20 protein-coding genes are annotated in these 14,067 nt (G+C 40.6%); 10 read left to right on the top strand and 10 right to left on the bottom strand.

Going from position 1 to position 14,067, the window contains the following annotated elements:
• Positions 1-68 precede the first annotated feature (68 nt).
• Positions 69-200: a hypothetical protein gene (locus ACWIUO_RS01840; protein ID WP_454176241.1), complete on the top strand. Its 132-nt coding sequence runs from the start codon at positions 69-71 to the stop codon at positions 198-200.
• Positions 188-2,824: a hypothetical protein gene (locus tag ACWIUO_RS01835; protein WP_454176240.1), complete on the top strand. Its 2,637-nt coding sequence runs from the start codon at positions 188-190 to the stop codon at positions 2,822-2,824. Before ACWIUO_RS01840 ends, ACWIUO_RS01835 begins: the two co-directional genes overlap by 13 nt.
• Before the next feature lie 151 nt (positions 2,825-2,975).
• On the opposite strand, the gene ACWIUO_RS01830 is transcribed toward ACWIUO_RS01835, so the two are convergent.
• Positions 2,976-3,107 carry a hypothetical protein gene (locus ACWIUO_RS01830; RefSeq protein ID WP_454176239.1) on the bottom strand — a complete coding sequence of 44 codons (132 nt, stop codon included), beginning with the start codon at positions 3,105-3,107 and terminating at the stop codon, positions 2,976-2,978.
• A gap of 73 nt (positions 3,108-3,180) precedes the next feature.
• Between ACWIUO_RS01830 and ACWIUO_RS01825 the strand changes: the two genes are divergently transcribed.
• The gene (locus tag ACWIUO_RS01825; protein WP_454176238.1) at positions 3,181-3,372 is read left to right on the top strand and encodes a hypothetical protein; all 192 of its coding nucleotides are present in this window, start codon (positions 3,181-3,183) and stop codon (positions 3,370-3,372) included.
• Between the two features lie 249 nt (positions 3,373-3,621).
• Here the strand turns inward: ACWIUO_RS01825 and ACWIUO_RS01820 are convergent, their stop codons facing one another.
• From ACWIUO_RS01820 to metK, 8 genes are all read right to left on the bottom strand, one after another.
• Positions 3,622-3,900: a hypothetical protein gene (locus ACWIUO_RS01820; protein ID WP_454176237.1), complete on the bottom strand. Its 279-nt coding sequence runs from the start codon at positions 3,898-3,900 to the stop codon at positions 3,622-3,624.
• A gap of 66 nt (positions 3,901-3,966) precedes the next feature.
• The gene (locus ACWIUO_RS01815) at positions 3,967-4,218 is read right to left on the bottom strand and encodes a hypothetical protein (protein WP_454176236.1); all 252 of its coding nucleotides are present in this window, start codon (positions 4,216-4,218) and stop codon (positions 3,967-3,969) included.
• Positions 4,194-4,355 carry a hypothetical protein gene (locus tag ACWIUO_RS01810; protein WP_454176235.1) on the bottom strand — a complete coding sequence of 54 codons (162 nt, stop codon included), beginning with the start codon at positions 4,353-4,355 and terminating at the stop codon, positions 4,194-4,196. Before ACWIUO_RS01810 ends, ACWIUO_RS01815 begins: the two co-directional genes overlap by 25 nt.
• A gap of 177 nt (positions 4,356-4,532) precedes the next feature.
• Positions 4,533-5,744 carry a glycosyltransferase family 2 protein gene (locus ACWIUO_RS01805; protein WP_454176234.1) on the bottom strand — a complete coding sequence of 404 codons (1,212 nt, stop codon included), beginning with the start codon at positions 5,742-5,744 and terminating at the stop codon, positions 4,533-4,535.
• Positions 5,745-5,771: 27 nt separating this feature from the next.
• Positions 5,772-6,080, bottom strand: coding sequence for a hypothetical protein (locus ACWIUO_RS01800; RefSeq protein ID WP_454176233.1), 309 nt, complete (start codon positions 6,078-6,080; stop codon positions 5,772-5,774).
• On the bottom strand, positions 6,077-7,117 hold the full coding sequence (locus tag ACWIUO_RS01795) for a hypothetical protein (RefSeq protein ID WP_454176232.1): 1,041 nt from the start codon (positions 7,115-7,117) through the stop codon (positions 6,077-6,079). The genes ACWIUO_RS01800 and ACWIUO_RS01795 overlap by 4 nt, the downstream gene beginning before the upstream one ends.
• A gap of 118 nt (positions 7,118-7,235) precedes the next feature.
• Positions 7,236-8,426, bottom strand: a complete 1,191-nt coding sequence (locus ACWIUO_RS01790) for a glucosyltransferase domain-containing protein (protein WP_454176231.1) — start codon at positions 8,424-8,426, stop codon at positions 7,236-7,238.
• Positions 8,427-8,732: 306 nt separating this feature from the next.
• Positions 8,733-9,896 (bottom strand): methionine adenosyltransferase, encoded by a 1,164-nt coding sequence (gene metK / locus ACWIUO_RS01785; RefSeq protein ID WP_454176230.1) that lies wholly within the window; start codon positions 9,894-9,896, stop codon positions 8,733-8,735.
• 322 nt (positions 9,897-10,218) lie between these two features.
• Here metK and ACWIUO_RS01780 point away from each other — a divergent pair, with 322 nt between their 5' ends.
• From ACWIUO_RS01780 to ACWIUO_RS01755, 6 genes are all read left to right on the top strand, one after another.
• On the top strand, positions 10,219-11,142 hold the full coding sequence (locus tag ACWIUO_RS01780) for a menaquinone biosynthesis family protein (protein ID WP_454176229.1): 924 nt from the start codon (positions 10,219-10,221) through the stop codon (positions 11,140-11,142).
• 185 nt (positions 11,143-11,327) lie between these two features.
• Positions 11,328-11,492 (top strand): hypothetical protein, encoded by a 165-nt coding sequence (locus ACWIUO_RS01775; RefSeq protein WP_454176228.1) that lies wholly within the window; start codon positions 11,328-11,330, stop codon positions 11,490-11,492.
• A 127-nt stretch (positions 11,493-11,619) separates the two neighbouring features.
• Complete coding sequence (locus tag ACWIUO_RS01770; protein WP_454176227.1) at positions 11,620-12,372, top strand: outer membrane beta-barrel protein; 753 nt, start codon at positions 11,620-11,622, stop codon at positions 12,370-12,372.
• The gene (locus ACWIUO_RS01765) at positions 12,369-12,569 is read left to right on the top strand and encodes a hypothetical protein (RefSeq protein ID WP_454176226.1); all 201 of its coding nucleotides are present in this window, start codon (positions 12,369-12,371) and stop codon (positions 12,567-12,569) included. The genes ACWIUO_RS01770 and ACWIUO_RS01765 overlap by 4 nt, the downstream gene beginning before the upstream one ends.
• A gap of 30 nt (positions 12,570-12,599) precedes the next feature.
• Positions 12,600-12,878, top strand: a complete 279-nt coding sequence (locus ACWIUO_RS01760; RefSeq protein ID WP_454176225.1) for a hypothetical protein — start codon at positions 12,600-12,602, stop codon at positions 12,876-12,878.
• Positions 12,879-13,033: 155 nt separating this feature from the next.
• Entirely contained in the window at positions 13,034-13,369 is a 336-nt protein-coding gene (locus tag ACWIUO_RS01755; RefSeq protein WP_454176224.1) for a hypothetical protein, read from the top strand.
• A 192-nt stretch (positions 13,370-13,561) separates the two neighbouring features.
• Here the strand turns inward: ACWIUO_RS01755 and ACWIUO_RS01750 are convergent, their stop codons facing one another.
• Positions 13,562-13,768, bottom strand: coding sequence for a hypothetical protein (locus ACWIUO_RS01750; protein WP_454176223.1), 207 nt, complete (start codon positions 13,766-13,768; stop codon positions 13,562-13,564).
• A gap of 141 nt (positions 13,769-13,909) precedes the next feature.
• Between ACWIUO_RS01750 and ACWIUO_RS01745 the strand changes: the two genes are divergently transcribed.
• Positions 13,910-14,044, top strand: coding sequence for a hypothetical protein (locus tag ACWIUO_RS01745; protein WP_454176222.1), 135 nt, complete (start codon positions 13,910-13,912; stop codon positions 14,042-14,044).
• Positions 14,045-14,067 lie beyond the last annotated feature (23 nt).

The following is a 14,067-nucleotide window of genomic DNA, read 5'->3' as shown; positions in this document are numbered from 1 at the left end:
AAAATCATAAAACCCAAAATCCGCTACAAAACTTCGTTTTAAAACCTTATTTTAAGGAATACAAAAAAATGCTTTATCTGCTCCCCACGCCATTAAAAAAAACGACAAAAAACACAAAATCTACACGAGCAACAAAAACGACAAAATCTACAAAATCCACAAAATCAAATATTCCTTTTCAAATAAAATGCGAAAAATAAGTCATATTTGGATTTTATTACTTTTGCTATCTCTAGGCTTTGAGTGCGCAAATGCCGCTGCGTGCAGGCATATCTATGACACTACAAAGCCTTCATTGCAGACCATTGCTTGCGATGGATACATTACCGCTCTTGATTTAAGCAAAGCCGCGTTTAATACCAACTTCACCCAGACAGAATCCTACACCACCACAGAATACCACATAGGTAGCACCACCACAAGTGCCACCATAGCTCCCGCTAGGATAGTCGCTTATTTTCGCAAGATAAATGAATCTAGCACAAGGCTTCATAATGTAAGATTTCGCAATGCGCTTGCGCCAAATACGACTTTTGATTTTAGAAACCAATTAAGCGGAAATGATAAGCCTGTGAGTCTAAATATGGAAGTAGCGGATTCTACGATAGGAGGGCTTATCATCACGGGGACTATGGATACTCTTAGCATATTTGGGGAAGGGTTTATAAGAAATTTAAGCGGTGGTATAGTCGATAATACTCATCAAAAAAAATATGGAGAATCCAACATAAAAACCCTCATCATAGGCGAGCGCACGACAATCAATGGCGTAGAGCAAGGCATAGGAATAATCCCTTTTGGTAGCAACACCATAGACATAAAAGTCAATCGACTTGAGATAAAAGGCATATCCCTTACCATCAATAGTGGCAACGAATGGAATGGGGACCCTGCTGATACCACCAAAAATACAATAAATATCGATAGCACCAAAGACCAACATTTAATCCTTGCCAAATCAGATTCTGCTACGATGACGCACAATGTCCGCCCTAGAAGTATAGTCATAAACATAGGCGATAAAGCCCAAAAAGGCGTGGAATACAAATATGAAAATCTAATCCTAACAGGCTCTAGCACCGATGCTAGCAAACTAGGTGGCAACTATCCATACAACATAAATAGCACTCATATCATCGGCGGGCAAGGCGTAAAGCTCGTAAAAAACACGCTAGGATTTAGCCTAGAAGCGGATATAAGCACTTCTCAAGGTGCTAGCCTATATCGCGCGCTAACCCTAAGCTATATGCGTAGAGGCGTGATGACGCAAAATATCCTAGATACGATGACGACAAAGACTTTTCATAGCGATGATTACTATGCCAAAGAGGAAGAGCTAAAAGCATTGCAACAAGATATGACTAGGCTTACCGCTCGCTCTTCGCGCTTCTCCAAACTCACTCGCGCCAAAAACCAAGACACGATAGATAAAGTGCGCCAAAAAGTCGCGCAAGTAACGCTAGAACAAAGCAAGGGGCAAAATCTAAAACCATACAACAACCTTGAGCTTATCGACCAGCTAGATGCGATATTTATCCCTTATCAAGGGAGGCGGGATTATCGCTTTTTTGCCCTGCCTTATAGCGCGTTTAGCCTTCTGGATATGGGGACTTCAAACGCCACAGAACTAGCAGGTGGCGCACTTTTTGGGATACAAAAAAACCTATCAAGACACGGAATCTATGGGGCTTATCTAGGATATGAGTTTGTAAATACCAATACAAAACTGCTAGGGCAAAATATGCGCGTGCAGACAAACGCCCTGCAAGCAGGAATGAATTATTTTAAAACCTTTGCTTTTTATACCAAAGCACAAGAAGGCTTTATCAAAGCAAATGTGCGAGCGGGCGTGGATTTTCCTAATATTTATATGAATGTAGCTGGACAAAGCGTAAATCTTGCTTCAAACTCTTCTTCTGTGTCTATCCCGCTTATGTGGAGCGTGGGCGCAGAGATACGCACGGGAATCACTTTTTATCAGTTTCGATTCAATAGCTACATATCCCCAGAAATCGCCCTAAGCTATGATATGCTATCTAGCATAGATTTGGTGCTACAAAAGCCCGCACAAATCGGGGCTAATGAAAGGCATAACGCGATTTTGTGGCATCTGCCTCAAGTGTCTTTTGCATTGCGCTACTACAAAATGTGGGGAAATATCTTTCGCACAAATTTCAAAGCAGGCGTGCGATACAATGTATTTCACACGCAAAAAGCGGCGTTTAAGATTGGGAATTTTGAAAATGAGGGAAATATCAACTTGCCATTGGCTTATGGCAATTTGGCGTTAGATTTTATATGGATATTGAAGCAAAATCACGAGCTAAGTTTGGGCTATGATGGGCTTTTTTATGCTAATTCGTTTGATAAAGAGGCAGATAGGTTTAATGGCATAACTACGACTCTAAATCTAAAATACGCATATTGGTTTGGCACAAAGCGACTTGCTAAGCCCGCCACAAAAAATGCAAACACCCAAAAGCAAGAAAAAGCAAGACAATCTCGCCTAGAAAAAGAGAGGGCAAAACAAGAAAAAGCTAGACAAAAAAAGGCACAGCAGACACAAGCAAAGCTAGAAAAAATCAAACAAAACCAAGCCAAAAAAGAACAAAAAAACGCTAACAAAACTAAAAACACAAAAGAATCTAGCAAGACCAAGCAAGACAAAAAACCAAAATCCACAAAGACACAATCCGCAAAGACACAGCCTACAAAGACGCAACCTGCAAAAACACAGCTTGCAAAAACAAAATCTACAAAATCACAGCCTAAAAAATCGCCACCCGCAAAATCAAAAAACACAAAATCACAAGACAAAAAATAAACAAAAACCAAAAAAGACTAAGATTCCAAACAAGCCAACTTTGACTGCCAAACTATATTTGATTTTTTCAAAAATATCAGTATGGCAAAAATGTCATTGTCAATATGGTAAAAAATGTCATTGCGAGCAAATGAGGTTTTTGTAAAAAGTCTCAATTTGCGCGACAATCCACATTTTTATCGCCATTGCGACAAGTAACGCTCTCCAATTTGTCATTGCGAGATTCTGCGGTAACAGAATCGTGGCAATCTATCCGCTTGTCATACAACAAACACTCTGTCATTGCGAGCGTTGCAACGCAACGCGCGGCAATCCACATTTTTGTTGTCATTGCGAGCAAATGCGCTAGCATTTGCGTGGCAATCTATTTGTTAGTTTTTGTCAAAAGTTTGTTTTTGGCATTTTATAGCGATAGATTGCCACGCATTATTTTTTCTGCTAAAACGCAAAAAAATAATGCTCGCAATGACAGCAATGCAAATTCTTGCAATAATAGAATTTCCCCCTCCCTTGCGGAGGGAGCTAGGGGGTGGGGTGGGTGTTTTTAGATTCCACCGCCGTCATTATAGGCAATGATTCCGCCTCCATCATTGCGACAAGTAACGCTCTCTAATTTGTCATTGCGAGATTCTGCGATAGCAGAATCGTGGCAATCCAAAAACAAAAAAACATTGTCATACTGAGGTTTCGCAAGAAACCGAAGTAACTCAAAACTTCAAAAAGTAAGTAGAGGTATTTCGCGCTTACGCACTCAATATGACAAAGAAATTTTTGTCATTGCGAGCGAGCAACGCCTGCTAGTTTGTCATTGCGAGCGAGCGAAACGAGCGTGGCACAAGCCCACAGCTACGAAGTAGCGATTCAGCGCGTAAGCGCGAGTGGGCGCAGTTGCGCAAGCAAAATCCATCGCCACAAAATGCAAAATGCGTTTTTGGCAAATCTAATGATATAGATTGCCACGCGTTGCAGGGCAACGCTCGCAATGACGAAAACCAACCACACCACCACAAAAAACCAACCACACAAACCCCCACGCAAAATCTAAATTCCAAAAAAACCCACCAAAAAAAACCCATAGATTTTCCACGATTTTGCAACTTTTGACAAAGTCGCAAAATCTCGCAATGACAAAATGTCTTTTTTTAAATAAAAACCCACCCCCTAGCCCCTCCGCAAGGGAGGGAGAACAACAAGGGAAAAATAAAAAAAATCCACCTCGTGCTAAGGTAGGGGGGAAATAACGCTGTCATTGCGAGCGAACGCAGTGAGCGTGGCAATCCACTCTGCGATAAAAACAAAATAGATTGCCACGCGGTTTTTGTCAAATCCGCTCGCAATGACGATAAGAGTGTGGATTGCCACGATTCTGCTACCGCAGAATCTCGCAATGACAATAAAAATGTAGATTGCCACGCAAGTCTTGCGACTTGCTCGCAATGACGGAAGTAGAATCAATGCTTACAATGACGGCGTGTGGTGCGGATTGCCACGCATTAGATTTTGCTAAAAGCACAAAAACTCGCGATGACAAAGCGGTGGCAAACTCTCACAATTACGCAAAAATTTTGCCGTACTAAGCGTTAGCAAATATCTCAAATCAACGCAAAAAAGATATTTTTAGCTTTTTCAAAACCTCAAATATCAAACATTCTAAATTCAAAAAAAAAACATTCACGCAAAAATCCAAAAAAATTCCTCCACAGCCCCCCTACAAAACTGCTTCGACAAAGTAGCGTGGGCGGTGTTTGACTTCGGCATAGATTTTGCCTATGTATTCGCCCATTATGCCAAGCCCCAAAAACTGCATTCCACCAAAAAATAGCAAAATCAAAATCGTAGAAGTCCAGCCCTCCAAAGTGCTTTCCGTAAAGAGTTTGACAAAAATCGCATAACCTCCATACGCCACACATAGCGCGCACAAAATCACACCCACCACGCTCATTATTCGCAAAGGCACGATAGAAAAGCTAGTGATTCCATTTAGCGCAAATCCTAGCATTTTGCCTAGCGGATATTTGGATTCCCCCGCAATTCTCGCACTCTGTTTATAATGCACCACCGCACTTTTATATCCTACTAAAGGCACGATTCCGCGCAAAAATAGATTCACTTCTCTAAATTCTAGCAAAGCCTCACAAGCCCTTGCGCTTAAAAGCCTGTAATCTGCGTGATTGTAAAGAATCTTAACGCCCATAATCTGCATAAATTTATAAAATCCAAACGAAGTATATTTTTTAAACGCACTCTCATTCGTATATGCTTTTCGCACACCATAGACTATTTCCGCACCGCCTTTAAATTTCAAAAGCATTTCATCAATGGCGTTTATATCATCTTGCAAATCACAATCCATACTTATGACACAATCGCATTTGTCTTTGACATATTCAAGCCCAGCCAAAAGGGCGTTTTGATGCCCGTAGTTTCGGGATAGTTTGATGATTTTATGCGGAGATTTGCACTCTTTGAGAGAAAGCAAAATTTCACAAGTCCTATCCACGCTCCCATCATCGACAAAGCACAAAAAGCTATCTTTGGCTATGAGATTTTTAGCGAGGAGCAAATCTAGCTTCTCACAAAGCGCGTTATAAGTCGTAGCGATGACGGCTTCTTCGTTGTAGCACGGGATAACTATGGCAAGTTTTGGGGCTAACTTTGTGGCAAGTTTTGTTTTGTCATTGCGAGAATTTTCCTTTTGTCCCCCCTCCCTTGCGGAGGGGGCTAGGGGGAGGGTAGAATCTGCGCTCATAAATTTCGCATCATTTGAATTTATCGAGTATTGATACCCGCCCCCTTTATCCCCCTCCGCAAGGGAGGGGGACATTCTGTCATTGCGAGACTTACTTGTAAGCCCTGCAAATCCGTTAGGATTTTCGTGGCAATCCACATTTTTATCGTCATTGCGAAAATTTGTTGCCACTTTGTCATTGCGACAAGTAACGCTATCTCATTTGTCATTGCGAGCGGATTTGACAAAATCCGCGTGGCAATCTACATTTTTATTGTCATTTTTATTGTCATTGCGAGATTCTGCGCGTAGCGTAGAATCGTGGCAATCTATTTTATTAGATTTGTCAAATTCGCGTTTGGCATTTTGTGGCAATGGATTTTGCTTGTGCAACTGCACCCACTCGCGCTGGCGCGCTGAATCGCTACTTCGTAGCTGTGGGCTTGTGCCACGCTCACTGCGTTCGCTAGCAATGATGCGTTTTTCTTGCTTTGTGTGATTTTTGGCAATGACGCTTTGATTTTTCATTGCCCAGCTCCGCTATCTTGCGCCTTGAGACTAGCGCGAACCTCATCTAAATTCCCCTTACTTGCAACAAATACGATAATATCCTCAAACACCACCACAGAATTTTTGTGCGGGTATGGCTCTAATTTATCCAAAATTCCAGCTTTGTGTAGGCGAGAGATGAGAGTTTGGGCTTTCTTATCTGTTTTATAATTATTTATATTAATATTAACACCGCAATCCTTTAAAATATTCCTAAGCATTACCGTATCAAAAACACCTAAATCGCTAAGCAATATTTGTCCTATGAGTTCAAAATTGTCTTTGGATTTACCATTATAAAATCTTTCACGAAAATTTGGAGTATTGCCAAATTTTATACTACAATACTTTTTATCATAGCTAAAATTTTCGTTTTGTTCTATCCTAGCAATCACGCGATTAAACAGTTTTAGTTCAGCATCAAAGGCGAGTTTTTGGACTCTTTGAGCGTATAAATCCTGCACTATACAAAACCAAATTAAAATAGTTGAGAGTATGAAAAGCAAATTTTGAGCTAATTTTTGCATACGGATAAAATCGAAGCAAATTTTAAATGCAAGTGTGACAATCAAAACACGCAAAAACATTAAGCCATAATACTCTATTCGTGGTGCTGAGTCAATAGTTTTTGAAAGAATAATGTGCATTTGACTTGCGAGTATCGCACCACAAAGCAAAATTAAAATGCTAAGTTTTGTGCTTTTGTTTAAATTTGCTTGCCAAAGAAAAATCAAAAAAGCCACTAAAAACAAAGCAAATAAAATCGTCATAGATAAAGGCATAAAAGCGGTATTGTAATTTACTAAATTGCTAAAACCAAGTTTTATGGCTAGTAAAATCCGTTCTGGCATTTCTACTAATGGCGTTAGCTGATTATTGTACATATTTTGGGCTATGTCTAGCTTTTTTAAAATATCTAACACGATTTTATATGAAATTGCCGATAAAGCGACTGAAATTATAATGAATCGAGTTTTATAAAGTGCGGTTTTTAGACTGCATTTTTTATCTAGCATAATGGCTATAATCCCACCACATAGCAAAATAAGCGCGGTATCGATAAATGACTGAAAACTAGCGATAGCCCAATGAATGCAGATGATAGATAAAAAGCAAAGAATATATGGCGTTGCGCTACGAGAGAGAGAGAGAGAGAGAGTTGCTCACGCCACTATTATTTAAATCATTTTGGTTAGATTCACCTGCTTTTTTAGCCAAAATAAAGCCTAAAATGCCTATGGCAACGGCAAAAAAATCACAAGTAATTTGATAAGCGTAATACATTTTTGCAAGTGTAAAAGGTTGCAAAGTTAGCAAAAGCCCAATACTTGCCCAAATCCATAATTTGCGCTGAATATTTAGATAAATACATAGCCATACACTAGCAAATGCAAGAAATGCAAATGATATAACATTATTTAGGATAGGAAGTAATTGTTCGCCTTGAATAATCTTAATAAGTCCTTGCGTATATCTACCCTCATACACATTTGAAAAAATTCCGTTATTATAAAGCATTCTATACCAATCGTGATTACCCCACAAAAACTGCACAGTATGAAACCCAAACACCACATTACACGCGACAAAGACTATCCAAAACGAATGGCGATAAAGCGGATTTATATTTTTGTAGCCACTCCAAATCGCGCTTGGCAAAGAGATTTCGCCAAAAGATAGCGTGATTTTGCCACTCTCATAAAGTATGATAAATCTATACAAATATATTGCGACTAAAAATAGGGCGATTATGGTTAGTGCGTATTTTACAATCACTTTTGGTAACGGACTAAAATCCATTTTATAGCTCATAGCACCAAGATTTGCACCCAAATCAAACGAATCTAACGCAAGATTTTGCGTGGTAGTGAAATCTAGTCGGCGATTGTGTGTTTCGATGGTTTTAATCGCATTTGAATCAATGCCTTTTGCCCAAGCCACACTTTGCAAATCGATATGCGAAATCGTCTTTGAGCGTAGCAAAAAATCCAAACGCGCAAAATGCACCTGCGCTTCATAAGCGTAGATTTGCGATTCTTCGCTAGATTTACCGCTTATAGATTCTAAACTAGATTTACTTATAGATTCTGCGCTAGATTTTTCACTTAGCTCCGCGTTTTTAGCTTTATCGATTTTTGTTAGTGTTAGATTCGCGCTCTCTAGTTGCGAATCCGCCCACTTTTGCAAAGCAAAACTCCCCGCCAAAAGCAAAGTCGCCACCGCACTAAACACCACCAAAGAAATCTTAGCCCATTTTGGAATCCTAAAAACTTCTTGCCATTTTCTAAATATTTCTTGCCATTGCGATTCTTGCCGTTTTGTCATTGTTTTTTCCTTTCATTTTTTTAGATAGATTTTGCGAGATTTTGCCTAAAAATTTTTAGCCCAAAATTTTTAGCCTACATTTTTAAGCCTACATTTTTTAGCCTAAATTTTGCAAAATCTTAGGCTAAATTTTATCAAAAACAAAAACCACGCATTATACAAAAAAACAATCACAACGAAACTAAAAGTGGATAAATGCAAATCAAAAGCCACCCCCCACATTCAAATGCAACGAAAAAAATGCAACAAATGCAACCCCCATACTTAAACGCTTTTTTAAAACGGCTAAACTAAGCCAATAAAGCCTTATTTGATTTTGCAAAAATCCTTTATTGCTTCGATTTTGTCTGTTTTTTCCCAGCTAAATTCGCTCAGTTCGCGTCCAAAGTGTCCATACGCTGCGGTTTTACGATAGATTGGGCGGAGCAAGTCAAGCGATTCGATTATGCCTTTTGGCGTTAGGCGAAAGGTGTTTTTCACGCATTCAGTTAGGACAGAATCTTCCACTTTGCCCGTGCCTTGCGTATCTACCAAAATCGATACAGGCTCTACCACGCCGATAGCATAGGCTAGCTGCACCACAGCTTTGTCGCACACGCCACTTGCCACGAGATTTTTCGCCACATAGCGAGCCGCATACGCCGCGCTTCTATCGACTTTGCTAGGGTCTTTACCGCTAAATGCACCGCCTCCGTGCGGACAGCTCCCGCCGTAAGTATCCACGATGATTTTGCGCCCTGTGAGTCCCGCATCGCCCTGCGGTCCGCCTATGACAAATTTGCCTGTGGGATTGACAAAGTAGCGGATATTATCGCTTAGATATTCCTTTGGCAGGACTTTTTGGACGATTTCTGCTATCACGGCGTCTTTTAGGTGGCTTTGTTGCGTTTCTGGGCTGTGTTGGGTGGAGATGACAATCGTATCAATCGCCTTTGGCACACCATTTTCATAGCGCACGGTTACTTGGGATTTGCCATCAGGGCGCAAAAATGGCAGAGTGCCGTCCTTGCGCTTGGCTGCTAAGCCCTCTGTCAAGCGGTGTGAGAGCCAAATAGGCAGTGGCATAAGGCTAGGCGTCTCCCTGCACGCATAGCCAAACATAAGCCCTTGGTCGCCAGCACCGATTTCGCCATCTTCTCTATCTACGCCTTGATTGATGTCAGGGCTTTGCTCGCCTATGCCATTTAGCACCGCGCAGGACTTGTAGTCAAAACCATACAGCGCGTCTGTGTAGCCGATGTCTTGCACCACTTCGCGCGCGATGTCTTGCATAGGCGCGTAAATGCTCGTCTTTAGCTCGCCAGCGATGACGCAAAAGCCATTGCTAAGTAGCGTTTCACACGCCACACGCGCACTTTTATCGCGCGCGATTATGTAGTCTAGCACTGCATCGCTGATTTGGTCAGCCATTTTGTCTGGGTGTCCCTCTGTAACGGATTCGCTTGTGAAAAGAAAAGATTTTGTCGCCATTTGGATTCTCCTTTTTATGTATTTGGTAAAGGCAGACTAAAAAACAATGTGCGTAAAACGCGCAAAAAATAACAAACTCATATTGTGTTTATCATTTTTTGCAAACTTTTGCCCGTAATGCTAACCAAAATTTCTAAATAAAATGCACAAACACAATATGAGTTTGCGCAAAAATACCGCAAAATATCGCTTTTAGATTTTGTATAAAAACTTATGCTAGAATCCAAGATTTTATGTGTTTGCAAAAATATGCGTTTGCAAAAATCAATACCAAAATCCACGCTACAAATCCACGCCAAAATCTACAAAAAGGAAAAACAAAATGATACAAATCGCCCATAGCCCCGATGCTGATGATATTTTTATGTATTATGCGATAAAGTTTGGGTGGGTGGATACAAATGTCAGATACGAAAATATCGCGCTAGATATTGAGAGCCTAAACCGCGCCACAATCGATGAAATCTATGATGTGAGCGCGATTTCTTTCGGGCTATATCCGCTTGTGAGAGAATCTTACGCGCTACTTCGCACGGCGGTTAGCTTTGGCAATGGCTATGGACCAAAGCTAGTAAGACGCAAAGGGGAGAATCTAAAACATAATTTTAAAGTCGCCCTAAGTGGCAAATACACCACAAACGCGCTACTTTTTGGCATAGCATACCCGCAAGCACGCGTAGTGTATAAAAATTTTTTAGAGATAGAATCAGCGGTGCTAAATGGCGAAGTCGATGCGGGCGTGCTAATCCACGAATCGATTTTAGATTTTAGCGATAGGCTAGAGGTGGAGTGCGAAATATGGGATATATGGCGCGAGCTATCAAGCAACATAGCAAAAGAATCGTTTGCGAAAGATTTGGAGGTGTTGTGGGAGCAAAAGGATTTGAGCGAAAATGAGTGTCTGCCACTGCCACTAGGCGGTATGGCTCTGCGCCGCTCCCTCCCGCTAAATCGCGCCATAGAGGTAGAATCTACCCTCACAAAAGCCGTGCAAATCGCCACAAATAATAAACTGCTTCTTTCATCTATGCTTTTAGGGCGCAATCTTATCCGCGTAAATGCCGAAAAACTAGACACTTACCTAAATCTTTATGCAAACACAGAATCTATCTCATTAAGCAAAAAACAGATTTTAGCACTAGATGTGCTTTTTGCGCTTGGATACAAGCACGGCAGATACGATAAAGCGATAAGGGCGGAGGAATTTTTTATCCCGCGCGAATATATGGATTTGCGAAATAGCTAAATGCCTTTGCTTGCGTAGATTTTACTTTTTTATAACTGCTTTGCATTTTTTACTTGCACAAACTTTTGCTTTTTGAATAATTGTTTTATTTTTTAATAAGTGCTTTTTTTTGCATAAACTTTTGATTTTTGCATAATTGTTTTATTTGCATAAGCACTTTTTTCATAACCACTTTGCATAACTATTTGACTTACAAAAGTAGCAAAATCAAATTCCCACGCGCTAGAATCAAAATCATTTTAGATTCTAGCCACTTTAGGATACTAAGAAACATTACAAAACTTCCCCCCTCTTATGCCTCAAATGCTTATAAAACCTCTTATGACTTCTCACAAAACAAGATTTTTTAAAAATTTTTAAAATTTTTTTTGCTTTTAAGCAAAATTTAAAAAGGGGGGGGGGTAAAATACGCGTTTGTTTTTTGAAAAATCCTCAAAAAAACAAAAAAATCAAAATCTAAAAAAAGGAGAAATGACAATGAATATGTCAAAAATTTCAAAAATAGCCATAATATCAAGCGTGGTAAGTGCGCTAACTAGCCAAAGCGTGCTAGCTGAGCAAAGCGGAGTCATCATAGGGGCTGAAGTAGGCTATGGCGGGGCTAGCGTGCGAGACTATAGCTCATATAGTGAGACAGATATAGCCACAGGTCAAATATCTGGCAACAGCTGGACTACCAAATATGACGGCGGTGGCGTAAGATATGGATTTATCGTTGGCTACAAACATTTTTTCACGCCCAAACTTGGCTTAAGGGCTTATGCAAATATAGCGGCTATGCACCCCTCTTTGACTACCAAAGAAGATGTAGCAAATCAGTGGAAAAAAGTAAGCGCGACAATGCTAAATTATGGCGTGAATGTGGATTTTTTGGGTAATTTTATCTCACTAGAGAGGCTAGATTTTGGTGGGTTTATCGGGCTTGGGCTTGGGGCAAATACTTGGCTAGGAAAAAGCATAGATGACTATCAAAAGTTTATCGATATAGATGGCTATGGCTGGAAGCTAAAAAAGACAGGGTTTGATGTCGCGCTAAATGTGGGACTAAGGGCAAATATCGCTAAATATCACGGGGTGGAGATAGTGGCGCGAGTGCCATTTGTCGCTACAACGATACTAAATAGCAATGCCACAGACGCGCAAGCAGGCTACAATCCAACGCAAGAATCGCGCAAAGACAACCTGCATAATCCATATAGCATTACCGTGCGTTATGTTGTTAGTTTTTGAATCACTTAAATCTTTGTCATTGGAAAAAATCGCAGGCAAAATGCAGGAAATCGCAAAGAAAAACGCAAGTAAAATCTTGGGGAAAAAACGCAAATTTTGGCGTGAAAACTCTTGCTAGTCAATATGACAAAATTGCCGTCATTGTGATTTTTTTAGATTTTGCAAAATCTAAAATGCGTGGCAATCTATTTTATTAGATTTTGTAAAAAATGCGTTTTTTTTGCTTTGTGGATATAGATTTTGCTTGCGCAACTGCGCCCACTCGCGCTTACGCGCTAAATCGCTACTTCGTAGCTGTGGGCTTGTGCCACGCGTGGCATAGCCACGCTCGCAATGACGGCATTGCAAAATCTCACAATGACAGAATTTTCCACTCTCTTGCGTATTCGCACACTTTTTGTCCCCCCTCCCTTGCGGAGGGGGATAAAGGGGGCGTGTTTGTCCTTGTCATTGCGAGCAAAATCGCTAGATTTTGCGTGGCAATCTACACTGCAATGCGCAAATAATAGATTGCCACGAATTTGCTAGCACAAATGCAGGGCTTGCAAGCAAGTCTCGCAATGACGAAAATCCTTATTGGGTTAAATATTGCACAAAAAATCGCAATGACGGCGGTAAAATCTGCGACAAAATCTAAAAAACCCCTCCCCCTTAGCTCATCGTGCTAAGGGGGAGGGGTTTTTATCATCATTGCGAGCAAACGCTAGTTAAGCGTGGCACAAGCTCACAGCTACGAAGTAGCGATTCAGCGCGTAAGCGCGAGTGGGCGCAGTTGCGCAAGCAAAATCTATCGTTACAAAAATGCCAAAAACGCGATTTTGGCAAATCTAATGAAATAGATTGCCACGATTCTGCTACCGCAGAATCTCGCAATGACAGAATGTCCCCCTCCCTTGCGGAGGGGGATAAAGGGGGTGGGTATCAATACGCGATAAATGCAAATGATGCGAAATTTATGAACGTAGATTCTACCCTCCCCCTAGCCCACTCGTGCTAAGGGAGGGAGGGGGGGGGGACAAAAAAATTTTTTCGCAATGACAAAACGGCTTGCAATCTTAAGCGTAGCGAAGTATCTTAAAATCAACGAAAACTCAATATGACAAAAATGGAGTTATTTCGCTTTGTGCTATGCACTCCGCTCAATATGACAAAGTTGTCGTCATTGCAAGCATTTTAGATTTTGCAAAATCTAAAATGCGTGGCAATCTATTTTATTAGATTTTGTAAAAAGCGCGTTTTTTTGCTTTGTGGATATAGATTGCCACGCGGATTTTGACTTGCCAAAATCCGCTCGCAATGACGAAGTGGCATTTTGGTGGAAATGGAATCTAAAAAACCCACCCCCTAGCCCCCTCCGCAAGGGAGGGGGAAATTCTATTATTGCAAGAATTTGCATTGCCCCGTCATTGCGAGCAATTATATTTTGCTTTTTTAGCAAAATATAATGCATGGCAATCTATCGCTATAAAATGCCAAAAACAAACTTTTGACAAAAACTAACAAATAGATTGCCACGCAAGGCAAAGCCTTGCTCGCAATGACGATAAAAATGTGGATTGCCACTAATCTGCGACTTCGTAAGAAGTTGCAAAATCGTGGCAATCTATTTTTGCAAAATACCAAAAAACACGCTTTTGAGATTTTAATATGGGTTGTTTTATTTTGTGTGTAGTTGTTGTGGGTTTGTTAGATTTT

The organism is Helicobacter sp. T3_23-1056 (genome assembly GCF_053654535.1).
The sequence above is the reverse complement of the archived record's forward strand: the minus strand, read 5'-3'. Positions and strand labels throughout refer to the sequence as shown.